The following is a 20946-nucleotide window of genomic DNA, read 5'->3' as shown; positions in this document are numbered from 1 at the left end:
TCTTGGTATCTTGCCTGATAAAAATCAATAGGTTATGTGCCGTTGATTCTTGGCCTGACTCTTGCCATATACAGATTATGTGCAGAGATATGACGAGTGGCCGCCTAAGCTGAATAAATGGTCGCCACTCATGAGTCGCCCAGCGTGGCGTGATGACTAAAGCAGGAGAAGATCATGGGCTTGTTTACGCGTATTGCCGATATTGTGAATGCCAATCTCAATAACATGTTGGATAAGGCGGAAGATCCACCCAAGATGGTGCGGCTGATCATTCAGGAAATGGAGGAGGGGTTGGTGCGGGAGCGCGCGAATCTGGCTCGTTTCCTGGCCGATAAGAAAGAACTCTGGCGTCAACAGGAGCGCTATCAGACGCAACTGCAAGAGTGGCAGAGCAAGGCTGAGCTGGCACTGCAGAAGGGGCGGGAAGACTTGGCGCGGGCGGCCCTCATCGAAAAGGGCAAACAGCAGCAACTGGTCACGGCCCTAGCCCAGGAGTTCCAGGCAGTCGAGGAGGGCATTGCCAAACTTGAAGCCGAGATCCAGCTTCTGGAGGCTAAGTTGGCGGATGCTCGGGCTAGGCAAAAAGCCATGCTATTGCGCTCTGCCGCCGCCGAGAGCCGTCTCAATGTGCAACAACATAGCCAGCGCGCAACGCCCCATTCCATCATGGAGAAATTTGATCGGATGGAGCGCAAGATAGAGGAGATGGAGAGCAAGGCCGATGTATATCATCCTAATCCCAGTCTGCATCAGCAGTTTGCCGAACTGGAGGCCGATGATGCCATCTCGCGTGAATTGGCCGTTATGAAGGCGCAGTTGCACTCTGCTACCGGGCCAGCAGCTACGGCGTCATCACCCGCTAAGGAGGAGTAACATGGGAGTGTTTTGGTTAGTGTTGGTCGTGCCGGCCATCCTATTTATGATCTTTGTGGCGCCGATCTGGCTGATCCTGCACTACCGCAGCAACCGCCAACTGGGGGCGGGCCTCAATGAACAGGAGATGGCGCGCCTCAATGCGCTAGTGGCTCAAAGCGAGCGGCTGCAGGAGCGGGTACATACACTAGAGCGGTTGTTGGATGTGGAAACCCCGGGTTGGCGTGCGGCCAACGAGGCGGGTCAAGGAGATTTTCATGAGTAAGCCACTCTATCGAGACCCCCGTCGGGGGGCGTTAGGCGGTGTTTGCGCCGGTATTGCCGATTATCTGGGGGTGGAGATATGGGTCGTGCGTCTGGTAGCCGTCACCGCGCTCATCTTTGCCTCCTTTCTTACTTTGGTACTCTATCTGGCGGCTTGGGCTTTCCTCGATAAAAAGCCGCAGTCGACCTCAGGAAAGAGGCATGGCCCGGCTCAGGTCAAACAGCATGGTTGGCAGCAGGGATTGATGCCCACCGAGGCTCTGGAGCGGGTGGAGCAGCAGTTAGATCAGTTGGATAAACGGCTGCAGGCACTGGAGCGGTGTGTGACCTCCCGAGAGTACCAACTGCGTCGTGATTTGCAGAGGTTATGATGAGTCTGTTTGACAAGCATCAATGGCACCAATGGCAAGAGCAGGCGCAAACCCTGGTCAATCGCTCCTTGGATAGGCACCTGCGCCTGGCGGTGACCGGCTTGTCACGCAGTGGCAAGACCGCCTTTATCACGGCACTGGTTCAACAGTTGGAGCAGGTGGGCTTCTCCGCTCGCCTGCCCCATTGGCAAGTGGTGCAGAGTGGACGGCTGTTAGGCGCCAAGCGAGTGCCGCAACTCAATCACCATATTCCGACCTTCCCCTATGAGGCGGGTTTGGATGCCCTATATGGCGCGCCGCCCACCTGGCCTGCGCCGACCCGGGCGGTGAGTGAAATCCGTCTGGAGTTACGCTTTCATACTCACCACCCCCTGCTGCGTCATTTGAGTCGTGACGCCAGTTCGCTGTTTCTGGATATAGTCGACTACCCTGGGGAGTGGCTGCTGGACTTACCGCTGTTACAGATGAGCTACCAGCAGTGGAGCGAGCAGGTGCGCGCTCAACTCGAGCGTTCAGAGTTGCGCAGTGCGGCGGCCGACTGGTTACAGTTGGGCTCTACCCTCATTCTGTCCGCCCCCCATGATGATGAGGCGCTGCGAGCCCTGGCGGCCAGCTACACCCGCTGGTTGCACCACTGCAAGAGTACCCTGGGTCTGTCGCTGATCCAGCCAGGGCGTTTTATCTTGCCTGCCGAACATGCTGGCGCGCCCATGTTGCAGTTTGTCCCCTGGGTGTGGGGGCCTCTGTCTACCAGTGCGGCCCCTGGCTCCCTACAGGCCATGCTGGAGGAGCGTTTTGCCCACTACAAGCATCACCTGGTGCAGGGTTTCTACCGCGACCATTTTGCTTCGTTTGATCGCCAGATAGTGTTGGTGGATTGCTTGCAACCCCTGCAGTCGGGAGAGTCGGCCATGCTCGATCTGGAGCAGACGCTGGCGCAACTCATCCAGAGTTTTAACTATGGTCAAAGCAGCTGGTTACGGCGACTGTTTGCCCCGCGCATCGATAAGCTGCTGTTTGCCGCCAGTAAGGCGGATCATGTGACGCCGGACCAACACGGCAATCTGCAGAGCCTGCTGCGGGATCTGGTACAGCGGGCTTATGGCGTAGCCCGCTTTGAGGGCATAGAGATCGAGTGTCTACCCATAGCGTCGGTGCGAGCCAGTGAGTATCGGCAGGTGAACCATGAGGGGCGGTTACTTAATGCTTTGCAGGGCACCACCCTGAGCGGGGAGCCGGTACACCTGTTCCCCGGCGAAGTTCCTAATCGCCGACCTGGCGCGCACTTCTGGTCCGCCCAGGCCGACTCAGGTTTTGGTTTCATTGCCTTGCAACCTCCGCTCATGCGGCGTGGCGTAGCCATGCCTCATTTGCGACTAGATCAGGTGCTGGAATTTTTGCTGGGAGACAAGTTGCGATGACAGTGGAACATGAGAGTGCCAAGCCCCAGGGGCGCATCGATCTGCCGCTGCCGATTGATGAGGAAGAGCCCACGCTGGAGGGGGCCATCACCCTCTGCGCGGCCGAGATGGCGGCCGGCGAGGCCTTGCTGCCGGAGGATCTCGACCCCTTGCCGGGCGCCACACCGGATATCCAGGCGACCTTGCTTAAGCGTCCCCTGGGGGCTTTGGGCTGGGGGTTGCTGGGTGTCACCGTTCTGAGTCTGTTGCAGTTACTGCTGTTTGTCTGGCACTGGCTGCAGGCGTCCTGGCTTATTGGCGGGCTCTGGTCCATGGCCTTGAGTCTGCTGCTGTTGGGCGGGGTGCGCGTAGTGTGGTGCGAGCTCAAGGAGTTGCGCCAGCTAAAGCAGCGGCAGGACAGCCAGAGCCAAGCGAGAATACTGCAGAGTGACAATCAGTCGGATGGGGCGCGTCAATTCTGCCAGCGCCTGGCGGCACAGACCGGGGCGTTACGTCAGGAAGGATTTGCGCGTTGGCAGGAGGAGTGCGAACTCCACCATAGCAGCGCCGAACAGTTGCAACTCTACAGCCAGCGTGTCTTGGCTGAGCAGGATAGTCAGGCGCGGGCTCGGGTCTCGCGCTGGAGTGGCGAGGCGGCCGTGCTGGTGGCGGTGAGCCCGTTGGCTAGCGTCGATATGCTGCTCATTCTCTGGCGCAGCCTGAAGATGATTGACGAGGTCGCCGCCTGCTATGGCATTCGCCTGGGTTACTGGAGTCGTATTCGGCTGCTCAAGCAGATTGCCCGGCACATGCTCTATGCCGGGGCCGCTGAGCTCATCACAGATGTGGGGTTGGATTGGTTGGGGGCTGAGCTTACGGCCAGGTTGTCGGCTCGGGTCGCTCAGGGGGTGGGGGCCGGCCTGCTGACCGCGCGTCTGGGGTTACAAACCATGCAGGTATGCCGTCCCATCCCGTTTGCTACGGATGAGCGGCCACGCTTGGGGCAGATCCGCAGCGAGTTGGTGACGCTCTTGCTTAGCAAACTAGGCTCGGTTCTGGAGCGCGCCTCTGCACCAAGAGTCGCTCCAGTCGAGCACACCTCTTTGGATAAACAACAGCGTTAGGCTTGGCCCCTGTTCAGTCGGGGGTTTGGCGAGTAGATTGGGGTTAACTGGAACCTAAATAAGGGAGAAAGCATGATGTTATGGCGCCGTATGGTGATGAGTGTGGGGGTGTTGTGGTTGGCGGTGAGCCTATCCGGCTGTGATGTGAACCGCATCCCGACGCTGGATGAGCAGGTCAAGGCCACATGGGGACAGGTCGAAAATCAGTATCAGCGACGGGCCGATCTTATCCCGAACCTGGTCGCCACGGTTAAAGGCTATGCGACTCACGAGCAGTCAACCCTGCAGGCGGTTACCGAGGCTCGCGCCAAGGTGGGGGGATTGAAGTTGGATGCGGCCGCCTTAGCCGATCCGGTCAAGCTCAAGCAGTTTGAGCAGGCTCAGGCGCAACTGGGCGGAGCCTTGCAGCGATTGATGGTGGTGGCGGAGCGCTATCCAGATCTCAAGGCCAATCAGAACTTTCTGAGCCTGCAGGCCCAGTTGGAAGGTACGGAGAACCGGATCAGCGTGGCGCGCCGCGACTACATAGCGGCCGTGCAATCCTATAATACCGAGCTGCGCACCTTCCCCGGTCTGGTTTGGCATAAGTTGCTCTACAGCGAGCTGCAACCGCGAGCCAGTTATGAGGCGACCAAACCAGGTGCCGCCGAGGCTCCTGAGGTGAAATTCTGATGTGGCGGCTGTGGTGGCAAACGCTGGGGCTGACACTGCTGTTATCCCTGTCGTTTGCGCTGTCTGCCGAGCCGACCTTTCCCGCTTTGACCGGGCGGGTGGTGGATGAGGCCGGGCTGTTGAGCGCCAGTGAACGCGATGATCTAAGCCAGAGACTGGCCAGTTTTGAGCGCAGTACCAGCAACCAACTGGTGGTGGTGACGCTCTCCTCGCTGGGGGAGCTCAACATAGAGGAGTATGGCTATCAATTGGGGCGGGCCTGGGGGATTGGTACCCGCGAGCACAACAATGGGGTGTTGCTCATCATAGCGCCCAACGAGCGCAAGGTGCGCATTGAGGTCGGCTATGGCCTTGAAGGCGCCTTACCCGATGCCATAGCGGCTAATATTATCCAGAGCCAGATCCTGCCGGCATTCAAGCATAGCAATATGGCTGCGGGAGTGAGCGCCGGGGTAGCGGCCATCATACAGGCGACCCAGGGGGAGTATAAACCCAAGAAAGTCAGCGCCGCCTCCCATAACGAACTGCTGTTTTTGCTGTTTGTCTGCATCTTTATCGGTATCCCCCTGCTCCACCTGTTCGGTCCTTTCTGGCTTAGAGAGGCACTGCGCGGTGGGACCTCCTCGCGCGGCGGATGGGGCGGTTCGGGGCGAGGCTCTGGTGGCGGCTTTAGTGGCGGGGGTGGCGGTTTTGGCGGCGGTGGGGCCTCGGGTAGTTGGTGACGGAGTCGATATGAGTTTGATTAGTAGCAAGTTTGCCGATGCGTTGGCATTACAGATCCAGACGGTGGAGCAACAGACAGATGCTGAAATCGTTACTGTGCTGGCACGCAGGAGCGATGAGTATCTCTATATCCCCACCCTGTGGGCGGCATTTATCGCCATGTTGACGCCATTTGCGGCTCATGAGCTGGGATTCTGGTTGGAGTGGCAGGAGCTCTTTCTCTACCAATGGCTGATCTGGTTGTTTGCCTCGCTGCTGTTTCGTTGGCAGCCCCTGATGATGCGCTTGGTGCCTTCGAGCGTGCGGCGGCATAGAGCCAGCCTGATGGCACGTCAGCAGTTTTTAGAGCAAGGGTTACACCATACCCGGGACCGACTGGGGGTGCTGATCTTTGTCTCTGAGGCTGAGCGCTATGTGGAGATCCTGGTCGATCAGGGGGTAGCCGCACGGATTAGTGATGAGAGTTGGCAGCAAATGGTCAGCGCGTTTACCCAAAGCGTAAAACAGGGGGCAACTGAGGTGGGTTTCGCCGCCTGTGTGCGTCAAGTAGGTGAGTTGCTGATCGCCACCTTCCCGGCAACGGCGCCGCAGAATGAGCTGCCTAATCGTTTGGTCTATCTCAATTGAGCTATGCCGGGGAGATGTTGTCATGAGGAGGGGGCGAGATGGTAGATAGAGCCCAGCGCGATATGCGCATTATCGGGCACAGAGGGGCCGCGGCGGTGGCACCGGAAAATACGCTGGCCTCGTTTCGGGCGGCAGCGGCACTGGGGGTGCGCTGGGTCGAGATGGATGTGTCACGACTGGTTGATGGGGCGGCGGTGATCTTTCATGACGACGAGCTGGATCGCTGCACCGATGGTCATGGCTTGCTGTGCCAAACCCCGCTCGCTACCGTGCTAACGTTAGATGCCGGTAGCTGGTTTGGTGACGAGTTTGCTGGCGAACGGGTGCCGACCCTGAGTGAGGCCTTAGTTGAACTTCAGCGGCTGGGGCTAGGGCTTAACCTGGAGATCAAACATGAGGGGCCAGGACTTGAGCAACTGGTCACGACCGTTTTGGAGACCTTGGCTGCTCAGTGGCAGGAGAATGAGAAGTTGCTGCTCTCCAGCTTCAACCACCAGGCGTTGCGCCTCTGTCTGGAGCAGGCTCCGCACCTGCGGCGCGGGCAGCTGTATGAGTCAGTTCCTGCCAACTGGCAGCAAGCGCTCCGTGATATCGCCGCTTACAGCCTGCACTGTGACTATCTGGCCCTGGATGCCGACTTGGCCCGGGCCATCAAGCAAGCGGGTTATCACCTGCTCTGTTACACGGTGAATGACCCTGCCGTCGTGTCTCAACACTGGCTCTGGGGCATGGACGGGATCTTTACCGATGACCCTGCCCAGTTTTTGTCACTCGAGAGTGAGCCAGAGTGAGCAAATCGCATTGTTAGCCGGCTCACAATAAGTCACCAGATGGCCCCTGAAGTGGAAAATATGCACTAATCTGAACAGTGAAGTAGTCGTATCAGTAGGGTGGCGGTAACTGTCTTGGCGTTCAGGTTGAGGCATGCTCCTTCCTGATCACCAAGCCCCCAATGGGAGGTTTGACTGTCCGATCTGACGAGGTGTTAGCGCATGAGTGATGATCTGCTCTTCATCGATGATGAACCGGTTCCCTCTGCGGAGCGCAATGAGCTTGCCTGTTGGCAGGTGATGATAGTGGATGATGAGCCTGCCGTGCATGATGTCACTCGGCTGGTCATGTCCGGGTTTACCTTTGATGGCCGCGGCTTGGCCTTTATCGACTGTTATAGCGCAGGCGAAGCCTGTGGCGTCCTGGCTGCTCGGAATGATATCGCCTTGATCCTGCTGGATGTGGTGATGGAAACTGAAACAGCTGGTTTGGATCTGGCGCGGTTTATTCGCGAAGACCTCAAAAATCACAACGTGCGTATAGTGCTGCGTACGGGTCAGCCTGGGCAGGCTCCGGAAGAGCATGTGATCAAAACCTATGATATCAACGACTACAAGGAGAAAACGGACCTAACGCATGGCAAGCTGCTGACGGTCTTCTACTCCGCCTTGCGTGGCTATCGGGACATAATGCGGCTGGAGAAAGCCCGGCAAGGGCTAAGGCGAGCCATTGATGCCATCAGTGAGGTGTATGACTCCAATAATTTGCGCAAGTTTGCCTCGGCTGTGCTGGAGCAGGTTAACTACCTGCTCAATCTCAATGGCGATGGCGTCTGTGCGAGCCGAGTCGAGGCCTATGCTGCCTCGGCCGAGGATGGGCATTACAAGGTGCTGGCGGCGACCGATGCCTATTCCAAGCTGCATATTGACGAAGATGTGGCTACCCTGCCAGCAGAAGTGAGAGAAGCCTTCCATACAGCCTTACGCAATAGGCGCAGTCAGTTTGGCGCCCACTTTTTTACCTGTTATTACCACAGTAAGGCCGGTGCCGAGACCGTGGTCTATATGACTTTTGCCGATAATATCAGCAGTGATGCACGCGAACTGCTGGAGATCTTTACGGCCAACGTGGCGATCACCTATGAGAGTCTGTTGCTGCGGGAAGAGATTGAAGAGACCCAGCGTTCGACCATCTACCTATTGGGTGAAGCGGTGGAGCGCCGCTCAAAGGAGACAGGTGCCCATGTCAAACGGGTAGGCGAGTTGTCGGCCTTGCTGGGTAGGCTGGTGGGGATGAGTGAGCGGGATGTGGAGTTTTTACGTCAGGCCGCCCCCCTGCACGATGTGGGCAAGATTGGCATACCGGATCGCGTACTCAACAAACCGGGAAAACTGGATGGCGAAGAGTGGGGAACCATGCAAACCCACTCGCAAATTGGTTTCGAGTTACTCACTAAATCAGAAAAGCGGGTGTTGCAACTGGCGGCTATCATAGCCCATGAACATCATGAGAGCTGGGACGGTGGTGGTTATCCCCGAGGCCTCAAAGGGGAGGCAATCCACCTAGCCGGTCGCATTGTCGCCTTGGCCGATGTATTTGATGCCCTGGTCAGTAAGCGCTGCTACAAGGGTGCCTGGACGTTTGCCGATGCGGTTGCCTATATCCGCCAGGGTCGAGGCAATCAATTTGATCCGAAACTGGTGGAGCTCTTTTTGGCGCATCTCCCCGCCGTGGAAGAGATTTACACTCAATTCCCGGATTAGTGATCTGCCCGGTGTTGAGCCCGTGATCATCAGCCTCTGCATTGAGGCTGTCTCTATGCTGCGTCTTGCCTGCTTCTTCTCTGAATTTCAGTCAGGGGCTTTCTCTTCTTCATCTTCTGGCGCTTGACTCGGGTTCACTATGCTACAGAGCATGCCGATGAAGGCCTCGACGGCCGCTTCGTTATCGAACTCAAAGGGCAAACCATAGTGAATTTCACTCCTGCCGGTATGCAGGCGTTTGGGAAAGCGGGTCATCTCGGCATTGTGGTAGAAGTCGGCCTTAGCTCGCACCCCAGGAATAGCGGCCAGATCGGCAACAAAGGGTTGTAGGGCGGGCATCAACACCAGTTTGCCATGCTCTCCCTCCCTATGCAGATAGAAGGCATGTTTGCAGTGGGGTAACATGTATTCGGTGATTTTTTTTAACCGGAAGTTAGTACGGCACTCCAATTTTTTTAAGCTGTTTTCCAGTATGGCATAGTCAATGGACACGTCTTGCTCCCTAATGTCGTGAGGCGGCGCTAACCGGTCCGAGGATGGCTGAGGCCGCGAGCCTAGCGCATACCCTAACGGTTAATAGCACAGGGGGCGAGCGGAATATGGAGCTTGGGGTGAGTTGCCCTGCTTTGCCTTATTTTAATGCATTGCTCGGGCAAAAAGCCCCAAAGTGGTGAGTTATTACCAGCTTTAAGTGGGGTGGGAGTGATAAGAGTGCCCACTGGCTGGCTAAAGTGTTAAACGGCATGGCTTTTGCTTTTAATTAATTGTTAGTTTTTAAATGCACGTTTGGACACTGGCGTCCCTGACCCTCTACCAAGAGGGGGGACGCTTTTTTTTGCCCGCCAACCGGGAAGGGAGCCGATGTATGACTGACCCAAGCTCAGACCCAACAAGCATAAAGCCGATGAACGCAGAGCCTGTGAGTGGCGCCACCCTCACTACCTGTGCCTATTGTGGCGTGGGATGTGGCATCCGCATCGAGGCCGGAGAGCTGACCGGAGATGTCTCTCATCCTGCCAATCAGGGCGCTTTGTGCATCAAGGGCGCGAGCCTGCTGGAGACCATGGCTTATCCTAACCGCCTGCTCTACCCGCGACTGCATGGTAAACATGTGGGCTGGGACGGGGCGTTGGATGAGATTGCCCAGCGCTTTAGCCAAATCATTGCCGAGTCCGGGCCTGAGGCCATTGGTTTGTATGTCTCCGGCCAGCTGATGACGGAAGATTACTATGTGGCCAACAAGTTGATGAAGGGTTACATAGGCGCGGCCAATATAGACACCAACTCGCGGCTTTGCATGTCATCAGCCGTCACCGCACACCTGCGGGCTTTTGGGGAGGATGGGGTTCCTGCTTGCTACGAAGATCTGGAGCTGTGCAACCTCTTGGTGCTGGTGGGGGCTAATACGGCCTGGACCCACCCGGTCATCTTTCGCCGTATCCAGCAGGCGCGGGCTCGTAACCCCCAGATGAAACTGGTGGTGGTGGATCCGCGCAAGACCATGAGTGCCGAGCAGGCCGATCTGCATCTGGCCATTCGACCGGGTAGTGATGTTTGGCTATTCAATGGCCTCTGTCGGTATTTGCTGCAGAGCGGGGCCGTGGATGAGGCCTATGTGGCCGCCCATGTGGAGGGATATGACGCCCTGTGCGGCATGCTGGATGGTCCGGAGTATGAGCTCGCGGCCGTGGCCGAACAGTGTGGGGTGAGCGAGGTGGATTTGCGTGCCCTCTACCGCTGGTTTGCCCGTGAGCCCAAGAGCGTCACCCTATTTTGCCAGGGGGTCAATCAATCCAATCAAGGAACCGACAAGGCCAATAGCATCATCAATGCCCATCTATTGACGGGGCGGGTGGGTAAACCGGGCGCCTCTCCCTTTTCTATGACCGGACAGCCTAATGCCATGGGGGGGCGAGAGGTGGGCGGCCTGGCCACGCAACTGGCGGCGCACATGGGCTTTACTGCGCGGGATTGTGAACGGGTACAACGCTTCTGGGGCTCACCAAGTATAGCTCGCCAGCCTGGGCTCAAGGCGGTCGATCTGTTTGAGGCGGTACGGGAGAAGAAGATCCGCGCCCTGTGGGTAATTGCCACCAATCCAGCCATCTCCCTGCCTGACTCGGCTCGGGTGCGTGAGGCGTTGGCTAATTGTGAGTTTCTGATCGTATCTGAGATGACTCCCAACACGGATACAGCCAAGTTTGCACACCTGCTGCTGCCAGCCGCTGGTTGGGGAGAACGGGGCGGCACTGTGACCAATTCTGAGCGTTGCATCAGCCGACAGCGGGCCTTTACCTCGCCCCCTGGTGAGGCCAAACCCGATTGGTGGGCGCTGGCCGAGGTGGGGAAACGCATGGGCTTTAGCCAGGGATTTGCCTATACCGGGCTCAATGATGTTTTGCGCGAGTTTGCCGCCCTGACCGCCTTTGAGAATGAGGGGGAGCGTCTGTTGGACTTGGGTGCCATGGCGGGATTGGATGACGCCGCCCTGGATAATTGGCAACCGGCCCGCTGGCCGCTGCGGGTCTCGGCTGAGCTGAGTATCGCAGGCCCTGCCCGCATCAAGAGTACGGATCGCCTGTTTGGGGAGGGGCGCTTCTCTACGCCTAGTGGTAAGGCCAGGTTGTTGGCCACCCAGCCGCAGGATCCGGTATTGGATGAGACTCTGGCCTTGGGGGCAGAGTGGCAGCAGGGAGCCTGGTTGCTCAACACCGGCCGGTTGCGGGATCAGTGGCACACCATGACCCGCACTGGTCACCTGCCTCGGCTGATGGAGAATGAGCCCTACCCCAGAGTGAGCGTCAATCATCATACCCTGCTGGCCAGTGGCCTGGAGCAGGGACAACTGGTCTGGTTAGGCTCTCGGCGGGATCAGCTGTTAGCCCGGTTGGATCGGGATGATGGCCTGGCCGATAACCACGCCTTCATGCCCATGCACTGGAGCGACAGCTTCACCGCCCGGGGGGGGGTCAACCGTCTGGTGGCCCCTGTCGTGGATCCCTTTTCAGGCCAGCCACAATTCAAACAGACCCAGGTGCAGGTCAAACCGTTTGCCGCCCGTTGGCATGCCATCTGGATAGGGCAACATGAGCCCGATCTCTGCGGGTTAGGCCGGGAGCCTAACTGGTGGAGTCGGCGTCCGGTCGATGGGGGGGAGTGCCGTCTGTTGGCTGATGCCGAGTCGGGAGCCGAGCAGTTATGGCAAGCCCTGGCAAGCCGAGGGCAGTGGATCAAGTTGCCCCTCAAGGGCAATGGCTGGGTGGCGGTTTCCCTCAACCAGGGACGCATAGCGGGTCTGTTGCTGTGTGGCGATGATCCCTGGCGGGTCAATGTGGGCCTGTTAGCCGGATTACTGGCGGTGCCGCTGACCGGGGCGCTGCTCTCTACCACAGTGGAGCAGGCGTTGGCTGGCGATAGCCGCATGGTCTGCTCCTGCTTCCGGGTCAGCGAGCGGCAAATAGTCGATGCCATTGCCCTGCAGGGAGTCAACGAACGGGCCGGATTGCAGGCGCTGCTCAAGTGCGGCACCAACTGCGGTACCTGTGTGGTCGAGGTAGATAAGCTGCTGGATAAACATAGAGTCCTTTAACCGGCTAGTGGGTGGAATGAATCACAGGAGTTCACGGATGAGAGCAGATCAACAAGGTTCGGTGGCACTGGTCGGGGCGGGCCCAGGTGATATGGAGTTATTGACCATCAAGGCGCTGCGGCATATCGAGCAGGCTGAGGTGGTGGTCTATGACCGCTTGGTGGGAGAGGAGATACTGGCGCTGATCCCTGCGCATGTTGAGCGCCATGATGTGGGGAAACGCTGTGGGGTTAAGACGCTTTCACAGCCGCAGATCAGTGCCCTGCTGGTGGCTTTGGCTCGACAGGGCAAGCGGGTGGTGCGTCTCAAAGGGGGCGATCCCTATGTCTTCGGTCGCGGAGGGGAAGAGGCGCTGGTGCTGCAACAGGCGGGCATTGCCTTTACTGTGGTGCCGGGGATCACCGCCGCACTGGGCTGTGCCGCCAGCTGCGGTATCCCGCTGACCCACAGAGGCTTGGCGCGCTCTGTGACTCTGGTGACCGGACATCTGCAGCAGGAGGCGGATGACTCGGCGCAGTTACAATTTGAAGGGTGGCGCTCGCTCGTCAGTGGCGGCCATACCATGGTGTTCTACATGGGGTTGGAGCAGGCCGATTCCATATGCACCGGGCTACTGAGTGTCGGCGCTCAACCCTCGCTACCTGTGGCGCTGATCGTGGCTGGAACTAGCTCCCGGCAGCGAGTAGTCACCTGTTCACTGGCTAATCTGGCCTCTCAGGCGGCACGGCTCAAGGGGGAAAGCCCGGTGCTTATCATGGTGGGCGAGGTGGTGCGTCTACGTGAGCAGCTGGCACAGGTGAGTCGTGAGGTGTGGCAGCAGGTGGCTTGAGTGACGCTGGTTACGCTATGGTCAGCCAGGCTACTGGGAATAAGTCGCAGCGGATGCTATCCATTTCCGCGAATATCCAATAATCTTGCGCATAAGATGCATAATAATTCCACATTAATGCAACTTGAGCGCTTGGGTCTAGATGCGAGAGTCGGCTCCAGGCTTCTTGTGTGCGTGATGTGATGGAGTGGCCCTCAGGTGAGTTTTTCCAGAATATTGATCCATGCCGATGAGGTGGCCCAGGCTAATCGTCTGGCGCTACTGCTGAGCCGCTATGGGCATGATCCCGTACTGGCTTCATCCAGTGATCCGCTGCGGCTGCCCTCTGGGCTCAATGGTGCCATGCTCGATTGTCGTCGTTTGACTGCCGAGTGGCGGGTGCTCAGCTTGGCGTTGGCTAATCAGGGCTTGCCCGTGGTGCTGTTTGCCGAGCCGCTGCCCGAGGCGATCCAGGAGCAGTTGCTGGATGGGGGCGTCACTTTGGTGCCGCATCGTCTCACCGAGAAAGAACCGGTCGAGGCCTGGATCAAGCAGGCCCGTGGTCAGCAAGCCATGCTACAGCGCCAGCGCCAGGCGGTGGCGGAGATGAGCCAGAAGCTGGAGGAGCGTAAGCTCATAGACCGAGCCAAGGCGTTGCTGATGAAGCAGCATGGGCTGGACGAAGATGCGGCGTTCAAGGCACTACGTAGCGCGGCCATGCAACACAGCCTGAGCCTGGGCGAGTTGGCGCGTCGATTATTGCTACAGGCGATCCCGCAATAAAAAGCCATCAGTTACATGGATACATTTTGCCCCGTTAACTCTTATCGTTTAAATCCGCCACCCTCCCATTCCTACCTCCCCCTTGCGTGGCGAGTGAATTCTCCGGCCCGGTGTGATACATAGCCTGCGTACTCCATCGTCGTCAGCGTGTCGACAAACAGGGCAGGGGGCCAGGTGAACAAGAGCGTCAGATTATGGCCGTCGGGCCGATTAGTGACTTGGAGTCGGCAGGGCATAGTGCTGGCCCTGCCAGGTGACGCTAGCCTCTCTATCCCCTGGTCCCAGCTTCAGGCTCCGCGTCTGGGGTGGGGCACGCTCTCCCTGACGTTTCGTGCGGATAGGCAATCGCCCGTCGCGCCTGAGGTTTATCGCCTGGGTTGGCTCTGGCCCTGGCAGGCTTGGCGTCTGTATCGTAGTTGGCAACAGGTCTGGCTGGGCGAGCAGTTGGCTGATCTGCAGCGGGATCTGCAGCCCCTCAAGCAGCAGCTCAAACAGCGTTATCTGCGGACGGAGCAGGCGGTGGCCCTGCAGGCGCGGGCCGAGGTGCTCGTCACTCAGTATCAGCCTCTGGCCGGTTACTCCCTGCCAACACGTAGCCAGCAAGCACTGGCCTGGTTACAGGGGCTGGCTACAGCGACGCAGTCCGATCGGGATAAGTTGCGAGCTCGTTATCTGCGGCAACAACTCAAGCGCTACCAGCCACTATTTGAGACGATAGCGGGGCAGCCCCTGACCCCCCGGCAGCGTGAGGCCTGTATTCTCGATGAGTTCGCCACGCTCATTCTGGCGGGGGCGGGCAGTGGCAAAACCAGCGTACTGGTGGCGCGAGCGGCCTACCTGCTGGCCAGTGGTCAGGCCCAGCCCCATGAGATCCTGCTGCTGGCCTATGGTAAACAGGCGGCCGAAGAGATGGCCGCCCGGCTGGCTGCGCAGATGTCGGGGGTCAAGATAGAGGCCACCACGTTTCACGGACTGGGATTACGGATCTTGGGTGGTGAGGGAAGACGTCGGCTGCTCTCCCCGCTAGCGACTGACCCTGCTAGCCGTAGAGGCTGGGTGGCCGAGTGTATGACAGCGTTGTGGCGCGATGCCGGCTATCTGCGACTGAGCCTCGACTATCTGTGTCGTTATCTCTATCCCCGTATCGATCCCATGACGTTTGCATCCGCCCAGGCGTTGCACTCCCGATTGGCGGCGGAGTCACTGCGCACCTTCAAGGGGGAGGCACTGCCAACACCCGGGGAAGTCGAGATCGCCAACTGGTTGTTTGTCAATGGCATCGAGTACTGCTACCAGGTGGCGGCCCCCGCTTCGATCCCTGCTGCCATGGGGCATGGGGGCGGCTTCTACCTGCCGGAGTGGCAGTTATGGATAGAGTTCTACCTGCTGGATAAAGCCGGTAATAGCCCGGTTTGGCTGGCGTCTAGCCAATACCGTGAGCTGCCTGCCCGCCAGGCGCAGTGTTATGCCGGGCTGCGCCACGCCTATCTGCCGCTGTTTCACTGGCAGTGGGCGCAAGGCTCCCTGGGTGAGGCCTTGGCGCAGGGACTGGCGGCGTTGGGTTACCAGTGGAACCCCTTACCCGATGAAGCCGTACTGGCCACTCTGGGTGAGATGGGGCGGCTCGCGGAGTGGATAGCGCAGCTAGATGAGCTGTTGGGCCACTACAAGGCAGGCTGTTTTGATGCACAACGCCTCAAGCGGCAGCTGGATCAAAGCGCAGACCCCAAGCGGGCTCGGGCGGCGCTGCGCCTGCTGCGGCCACTCTATCGGGCCTATCAGGCGCGACTCCAGACGCGGCAGGAGCTGGATTTTGATGACATGATAGCGCTAGCCCTGCAGCGGGTAGTGCTGGGCGAATTTAGCTCACCCTGGCGCTATATTCTGGTGGATGAATTTCAAGATATCTCCGAGCCCAGGGCGCGTCTGTTGCGACAATTGCGCGCCACCCATGCCGATTGCTCTCTATTTTGTGTGGGGGATGACTGGCAGGCCATCTATCGTTTCACCGGTGCCGATCTTTCGCTCACCACCCGCTTTGCCGACTACTTCGGCGATAGCGCCCAATTGGCGCTAGATCGTACCTTCCGTTTCAACGACTCCATAGCCCAGCTGGCCAATCGCTTCATCCAGCAAGATCCCGCTTTGCTTGCCAAGTCTCTGGCCACATCCAAGCCCGCTATGGCCGATGCCATAATTCTGCTGCCACAAAAAACCGGCCGTCGGCAGGCGCGCCCCGACTACTGTGCATATGAGTCTATTTTCAGGCAGATAGTGGCCGAGCGGGATCCTGGGGGCGAGATAGCTTCTGTCTATCTGCTGGCACGCTTTCGTTTCACGCTGCCTGGCGAGGAGCAACTGGCGCGTTGGCAGCGGGAGTATCCACAACTGCAGATCCAGGCTATGACCATCCACAGTGCCAAGGGCAAGGAGGCCGAGTATGTGCTGGTTGCGGGGTTAAGCTGCGGCGAGTTTGGCTTGCCCAGTAAAAAGGCGACCCACCCGCTACTGGATGCCTTGCTGCCAGCACAGGAGTCCTATCCCCATGCCGAGGAGCGACGGCTCTTCTATGTGGCCCTGACGCGGGCCAAAAAACAGCTCTTCTTGCTGGCCGATCCCCAACGCTGCTCACCTTTCATCCAGGAGCTGTTAGCCGAAGGTTATGTGCTGCAGCAGAAGGCGTGGCCGCAGTCACAGGTAAGCGCCCGGGCACGGGTCCCTGCTGCGCCGAGCCCCGGATCTACATCCATCCCCAAGGCCCACTCTCGGCTGCAGGCCGCAGCGTGTCGTCACTGCGCTATGACTTTGCTGCGGCGCGGCCGTTATCAGGTCTGTGCTGGCTGTGGGCATTGGGAGCCGGTGTGCCCCAAGTGTGGCGGTGTCCTCATCCAGAGGCTGGGGGGGCGGGGGCCCTTCTGGGGTTGCCGTAACTATCGGGGCAGCGAGGCGGGCTCCTGTCATCACAGCGAGAGTCAAATCGCGGCACCAATTGGATAAGCGTCACTCACTATGGGGAGGGAGCTGACAACCGGCACCCTGGAGTTCGTGATGCCAGGTTTGTAAGGTTAGCCAGAAGCCAGTGTGGGTGGAAGCCGAGGCTACCTGGGGCGACGTCAAGTGGCTAGAGGAGCAACCGGCTTGATCCTGCCATGAGACTTCGCTGTTGCTGGTATCCAGACAGAGTAACCAGAAGAGCAAACCCAGCCCCAAGAGCAGCATGGGCAAGGCAGAGCGCGAGTTACCTAGCTGCGAAGTCCCAGCTGTGTGGCGGGAGGGATATAAGCCCATGGTTGATAGCTTAGTCATAGGGTGCATGCTCGAACAATCCAGTCAGACGAGAGTAAGTTCCTCCTGTGACGAAGAGATGACATGGCTATCAATGGGGTGTTGCGTGTCTCTATGCTTTGCTTGTTAGTTACATCGGTATGGGTTTGAAACGCTATAGGTTGGGGAAAATATTTCAATTAAGTTGCTATGTTAATAATCCGGGAGCATGGGGCGTGAATCTAGCCAAATGCTCCCGGTGATTTTCAGTACAAGATGAAGGCGGTGAACCTTACATCATTAATCAGCATTGACGTAGTAATCCAGTACCTGATCCAGGCTGGCCAGTTTCGAAGTGACAGGGTCTAAATATCGGCTGTATTGCACATAGCTGATATAGAATAACTCCTCGAGGGTTCTTGACCTTGCTCGTTTTAGCAGCGGATCATGATCTTGTGTCAAGCCCCAGCCGGCATAGAAGGGGCGACCGAAACAGTGTACTGTCTTCCCGGTCAATAGCGCTTCAAATCCGAAGTGGTCATCAATCACGTAGACTTCATCCGCGAGATCCAGCAGCGCATGGCTATGTATCTTGGCATCAATCAAATAGACATTTTGGTTATACGCCATACTACTCTTGAGTTCATCACTGAGCAGTGTAATGCCATCAGATTGTCCGCCCTGCTTAATGATGATGTCACAACCGTCATTGACATGGAGTACATGGCTTACCATCGCATAAAAAAGTTTCTGCTGTACACTTGGATGCCCCATGGCAGGGTCATTTGATGCCTGATCAAGTATGAGTATTTTTTTACGACCAGGCATGCCCAAACTTAATCGAATATCCGGATAAGAATGGTAACGACCAATCCGAGCCTGCTTGATCTGCTGGATCATTTTCTTGCTCTGTGTGAGAACATCATCAGCAATAACATGGTCACTATTTAAATGGGCGTTCATGCTTGATGATGTGGTTGAGTCGAAATAAAAACCTTCACTATCGAGCACGACAGAGTCTAGGACGATATTTGTCTGGCTCGAAATTGAGTAATTAATGAACCCTGGGCTCATGTAAGCAATGTCTAAGCCCAAGCGGCGCTGTATATTTTTGAATGGTCTGATATCGAACTGTTGATGATCATACCACGCAATAACAAACTCGGCAGAGGCGGCAGAGGTTAAAGTAGCGTTAATTGACTCTTCAAGATTGATAGCATGCACGGAGTTGGCTTGGAGTAACTGGCCTATTCTTGTTTGTTGCACATCCCGTTGTGCAACGGCGAGATTAACCGCGATCACATCAAGGTGTTGCTGTTGCTCAAGGCGGCTAACCGCTTTGGATCGAGGAGTTAACACGCTCGACTGTTGAGCCAACTTGGCGAGATAAGAGCGAATACGTTTGGCTGCTTGGCCATCAAACTTTCCACAGGAAAACTGAGTTGCTGCCCAGCGCTTGGCCGCGTCGTTATACTTCCATTCATCGTGCTCTAATATGCTTGCCAAGGTTTTATTCAGCATATGTTCATCTTTTATCTGGATGACACCTGCTTGATACCAAACTTGGGCTTTATTTTCATAGGTAATAGCTAGTGCCGGTTTTTCCAAGAGCAAACCATCGAAGAGTAATGGGCTGTCAATTGCACAAATAACATGACTATGGTAGATGGATTCAGCACTGCTGACGGTTTGGTATTCCTCATCATCAATAATGGCGCAATCACTGACCTCGAGGCGGGCTCGCAGATTAGCATCCAGGCTCACTCCGCGTAATTTTGGCAGACGAATTAATAACTGATGTCCTTGTTCTCGAACATAGAGGAATAGTGATTCCAGTATTTGATTTTGCAGTCGATTGGTGGCGCTATTGGCGGCTTGAAACAGGAATAGAATGCTCTTTTTCTCTGGGTCCAATCCCATAATTCGAGAGTATGTATCTCGACTTAGTTGCGGTTGATAGTGTGCATAATCATCAAAACAGACTGAGCCAACAATTTCAATTTTGCTGGCGTCATACCCGCGGTTGATGAATATATCACGTTGTAATCCACCACCCGCCAGGATCACATCGTTAGTTGGCATAGAGGCACAAGTTAGAGGGTCTTTGTAGTACTGATCAAGGTCGCCAAAAACTTGTTCTACTGGGATAAGTATCCTTGGTATGTTTAGCTCTTCGCAAACATGGGCCAGACTGCGCATTACGGGTGACCAATCAAATGTAAAAATCACGCCACTAACGTGTTTAGATAATGGGAGAAGATGACGGATCAATAGTTTGCGGTATAGTTCAGGATATTGTTGTGCATAAGCCTGAACTTGTTTTTGGACAGAAATGCTGTCTATTTTTTGAAACAAATCAAGAGGCATGAGTTCATAGGCATCATCCCTGATTTTGGGGATCAGCGAGGAGGTATATTCGTCAGTCCAGGTGGCGTATAAATATATGGGTTTATTATGATGCTTATTAAAGGAGACATGCTCATTTTTACCGACATTAAACCAGGCAGGAATGTTCGGCTTGCTCAAATCATCACTATTTGACGGTTTGGCATTTTTCCTGTCGGTATCGGATGGAGCATTCAGATCGTTCTGAGTAACCGCAATATTGTGGCTGTTATAGAATGCAGCCCGCTCTGTCAATATTGCCTGCAATGTTTCCTCAATGGTTTTTTTGTCACCTGTTTCAGGGTCGAAATAGTTTGGGTATAACACATAGGCGCCAGCAAATAGCTCATATTTTGTCAGTTTTCTTTGACGGCGAGGGTTAGGTTGTCGATCATCTGTTAGCCCCCAATTAGCATAGAATGGGCATCCTAATGCAGTTACTTTAATGTCGCGAAGCAGAGCCTCAAATCCACAAAGAGATGTTATCGTATAAACATGATCAATAGTCTCTAATGCTTGTGATAGTGGAAGATCTTGTGCAAGAAGATGACATCTTGATTTTAGCTTTTCCATGTCACTGCTGTTTTGTCGATTGCCTGTTAATACATCTGGATGTTCTTTATAGAATATCTGAGCCTCAGGGTTTTCATCACAGGCCAGGGATAGTAAGTCAAAGTTGGTGATGGGTCTATTGCAGCCATACTTGATAGAGGCATCATCCTCTACCTGACCAACCACCAAGACTCGTTTACTTGTTTTTTTACCATAGAAGGCATGTACATTAACGGGTAAGCTATTGTTATATTTGCTAATGTTGTTATTTACAATAACATTGATTAACTCTCTACTGCGCTTAATAAGTGCGGTGTCAGATTTAAAATCATAAGTAGACAATAACACTTCTAAATCAGATGGTGTCCGGCTATCAAAATAGGGGGTTTTTGAGTCAAAGCACCAAGAGCGAGGTGGCGCTTTCCCTGAACCTAAATGAACGGAACGAATGAATCCATCCTCAACAAACTTGCAAGGAAGCTTGGCTTTTTTTATAAAATCCAAAATAAACTCTGGAGTCTTAAAACCCCAAACATATATTTCGGAGTTAGGGCTTTTTGTTAGTCTCTCTTTGAATTTTAAATTAAAGCTTGTTTCATCAATGTTAATGGATATATATACTAATGCACGATCTTTGAATAATTTAGCAAGGAGCGGTTTCCAAGCACTACTAAAACCGATTAGAAAGGTCGATGGTTTGCCGGGCTTGTCGTTTTTTGAATGATTTGAAATGGATAAACGATTCTCTATTCCATCTCGAATGAATCCAATTGGATTCCGTATTAGTTTTGTCAACTTAGACATGCGCATTCCTTGATATTTAATGCTTTAATACTACTTTTATCATGTTCTGACCAGCAACGGAATCATTATCTATCGACACTAAAGTCAATGCCAGGACATTGTTTTTACGGTTGAGGATTGGCTCACACATTTACCTAGGCTCGGCTATTGCGCTGCTTATCAAAAGACTGCAA

17 protein-coding genes are annotated in these 20946 nt (G+C 55.7%); 14 read left to right on the top strand and 3 right to left on the bottom strand.

All coding sequences use genetic code 11. From position 1 onward, the window contains the following. The first annotated feature begins 174 nt into the window (after positions 1–174). The 10 genes from pspA (at position 175) to ACZYTD_RS12230 (ending at position 8588) form a co-directional block, all read left to right on the top strand. Positions 175–873 carry a phage shock protein PspA gene (gene pspA, locus ACZYTD_RS12275; protein WP_463892391.1) on the top strand — a complete coding sequence of 233 codons (699 nt, stop codon included), beginning with the start codon at positions 175–177 and terminating at the stop codon, positions 871–873. A 1-nt stretch (position 874) separates the two neighbouring features. Further along, positions 875–1138: an envelope stress response membrane protein PspB gene (gene pspB, locus ACZYTD_RS12270; protein WP_463892389.1), complete on the top strand. Its 264-nt coding sequence runs from the start codon at positions 875–877 to the stop codon at positions 1136–1138. Beyond that, the gene (gene pspC, locus ACZYTD_RS12265; protein ID WP_463892387.1) at positions 1131–1508 is read left to right on the top strand and encodes an envelope stress response membrane protein PspC; all 378 of its coding nucleotides are present in this window, start codon (positions 1131–1133) and stop codon (positions 1506–1508) included. Before pspB ends, pspC begins: the two co-directional genes overlap by 8 nt. After that, on the top strand, positions 1505–2929 hold the full coding sequence (locus tag ACZYTD_RS12260) for a YcjX family GTP-binding protein (protein ID WP_463892385.1): 1425 nt from the start codon (positions 1505–1507) through the stop codon (positions 2927–2929). Before pspC ends, ACZYTD_RS12260 begins: the two co-directional genes overlap by 4 nt. Next, entirely contained in the window at positions 2926–4032 is a 1107-nt protein-coding gene (locus ACZYTD_RS12255) for a YcjF family protein (protein ID WP_463892383.1), read from the top strand. Before ACZYTD_RS12260 ends, ACZYTD_RS12255 begins: the two co-directional genes overlap by 4 nt. 72 nt (positions 4033–4104) lie before the next feature. Continuing rightward, the gene (locus ACZYTD_RS12250; protein ID WP_463892381.1) at positions 4105–4704 is read left to right on the top strand and encodes a LemA family protein; all 600 of its coding nucleotides are present in this window, start codon (positions 4105–4107) and stop codon (positions 4702–4704) included. Then, on the top strand, positions 4704–5426 hold the full coding sequence (locus ACZYTD_RS12245; protein WP_463892379.1) for a TPM domain-containing protein: 723 nt from the start codon (positions 4704–4706) through the stop codon (positions 5424–5426). The genes ACZYTD_RS12250 and ACZYTD_RS12245 overlap by 1 nt, the downstream gene beginning before the upstream one ends. Before the next feature lie 10 nt (positions 5427–5436). Next, on the top strand, positions 5437–6054 hold the full coding sequence (locus ACZYTD_RS12240) for a TPM domain-containing protein (RefSeq protein WP_463892377.1): 618 nt from the start codon (positions 5437–5439) through the stop codon (positions 6052–6054). A gap of 38 nt (positions 6055–6092) precedes the next feature. Beyond that, positions 6093–6845, top strand: a complete 753-nt coding sequence (locus ACZYTD_RS12235; protein WP_463892375.1) for a glycerophosphoryl diester phosphodiesterase — start codon at positions 6093–6095, stop codon at positions 6843–6845. Positions 6846–7046: 201 nt separating this feature from the next. Beyond that, positions 7047–8588 (top strand): DUF3369 domain-containing protein, encoded by a 1542-nt coding sequence (locus tag ACZYTD_RS12230; RefSeq protein WP_463892374.1) that lies wholly within the window; start codon positions 7047–7049, stop codon positions 8586–8588. An 87-nt stretch (positions 8589–8675) separates the two neighbouring features. Here the strand turns inward: ACZYTD_RS12230 and ACZYTD_RS12225 are convergent, their stop codons facing one another. Beyond that, positions 8676–9080, bottom strand: coding sequence for a hypothetical protein (locus ACZYTD_RS12225; RefSeq protein WP_463892372.1), 405 nt, complete (start codon positions 9078–9080; stop codon positions 8676–8678). Between the two features lie 412 nt (positions 9081–9492). On the opposite strand from ACZYTD_RS12225, the gene ACZYTD_RS12220 reads away from it, so the two are divergent. The 4 genes from ACZYTD_RS12220 (at position 9493) to ACZYTD_RS12205 (ending at position 16765) form a co-directional block, all read left to right on the top strand. Continuing rightward, positions 9493–12177, top strand: coding sequence for a nitrate reductase (locus ACZYTD_RS12220; protein ID WP_463892371.1), 2685 nt, complete (start codon positions 9493–9495; stop codon positions 12175–12177). Positions 12178–12214: 37 nt separating this feature from the next. Then, the gene (cobA, locus tag ACZYTD_RS12215) at positions 12215–13006 is read left to right on the top strand and encodes a uroporphyrinogen-III C-methyltransferase (protein ID WP_463892370.1); all 792 of its coding nucleotides are present in this window, start codon (positions 12215–12217) and stop codon (positions 13004–13006) included. A 198-nt stretch (positions 13007–13204) separates the two neighbouring features. Beyond that, entirely contained in the window at positions 13205–13768 is a 564-nt protein-coding gene (locus tag ACZYTD_RS12210) for an ANTAR domain-containing response regulator (protein ID WP_463892369.1), read from the top strand. A 213-nt stretch (positions 13769–13981) separates the two neighbouring features. Then, the gene (locus ACZYTD_RS12205) at positions 13982–16765 is read left to right on the top strand and encodes a UvrD-helicase domain-containing protein (protein ID WP_463892367.1); all 2784 of its coding nucleotides are present in this window, start codon (positions 13982–13984) and stop codon (positions 16763–16765) included. Between the two features lie 3 nt (positions 16766–16768). Here the strand turns inward: ACZYTD_RS12205 and ACZYTD_RS12200 are convergent, their stop codons facing one another. Both ACZYTD_RS12200 and ACZYTD_RS12195 read right to left on the bottom strand, forming a co-directional pair. Beyond that, entirely contained in the window at positions 16769–17074 is a 306-nt protein-coding gene (locus ACZYTD_RS12200) for a hypothetical protein (RefSeq protein ID WP_463892366.1), read from the bottom strand. A 258-nt stretch (positions 17075–17332) separates the two neighbouring features. Continuing rightward, positions 17333–20773, bottom strand: coding sequence for a capsular polysaccharide export protein, LipB/KpsS family (locus ACZYTD_RS12195; RefSeq protein WP_463892365.1), 3441 nt, complete (start codon positions 20771–20773; stop codon positions 17333–17335). Between the last annotated feature and the right edge of the window lie 173 nt (positions 20774–20946).

It is taken from the genome of Pseudaeromonas sp. HNCC25DJ180 (assembly GCF_055413345.1).
The sequence above is the reverse complement of the archived record's forward strand: the minus strand, read 5'-3'. Positions and strand labels throughout refer to the sequence as shown.

Coding starts and splice junctions, on each gene's coding strand:
- pspA (WP_463892391.1), top strand. CDS start 175: ATGGGCTTGTTTACGCGTATTGCCGATATTGTGAATGCCAATCTCAAT.
- pspB (WP_463892389.1), top strand. CDS start 875: ATGGGAGTGTTTTGGTTAGTGTTGGTCGTGCCGGCCATCCTATTTATG.
- pspC (WP_463892387.1), top strand. CDS start 1,131: ATGAGTAAGCCACTCTATCGAGACCCCCGTCGGGGGGCGTTAGGCGGT.
- ACZYTD_RS12260 (WP_463892385.1), top strand. CDS start 1,505: ATGATGAGTCTGTTTGACAAGCATCAATGGCACCAATGGCAAGAGCAG.
- ACZYTD_RS12255 (WP_463892383.1), top strand. CDS start 2,926: ATGACAGTGGAACATGAGAGTGCCAAGCCCCAGGGGCGCATCGATCTG.
- ACZYTD_RS12250 (WP_463892381.1), top strand. CDS start 4,105: ATGATGTTATGGCGCCGTATGGTGATGAGTGTGGGGGTGTTGTGGTTG.
- ACZYTD_RS12245 (WP_463892379.1), top strand. CDS start 4,704: ATGTGGCGGCTGTGGTGGCAAACGCTGGGGCTGACACTGCTGTTATCC.
- ACZYTD_RS12240 (WP_463892377.1), top strand. CDS start 5,437: ATGAGTTTGATTAGTAGCAAGTTTGCCGATGCGTTGGCATTACAGATC.
- ACZYTD_RS12235 (WP_463892375.1), top strand. CDS start 6,093: ATGGTAGATAGAGCCCAGCGCGATATGCGCATTATCGGGCACAGAGGG.
- ACZYTD_RS12230 (WP_463892374.1), top strand. CDS start 7,047: ATGAGTGATGATCTGCTCTTCATCGATGATGAACCGGTTCCCTCTGCG.
- ACZYTD_RS12220 (WP_463892371.1), top strand. CDS start 9,493: ATGAACGCAGAGCCTGTGAGTGGCGCCACCCTCACTACCTGTGCCTAT.
- cobA (WP_463892370.1), top strand. CDS start 12,215: ATGAGAGCAGATCAACAAGGTTCGGTGGCACTGGTCGGGGCGGGCCCA.
- ACZYTD_RS12200 (WP_463892366.1), bottom strand. CDS start 17,074: ATGACTAAGCTATCAACCATGGGCTTATATCCCTCCCGCCACACAGCT.
- ACZYTD_RS12195 (WP_463892365.1), bottom strand. CDS start 20,773: ATGTCTAAGTTGACAAAACTAATACGGAATCCAATTGGATTCATTCGA.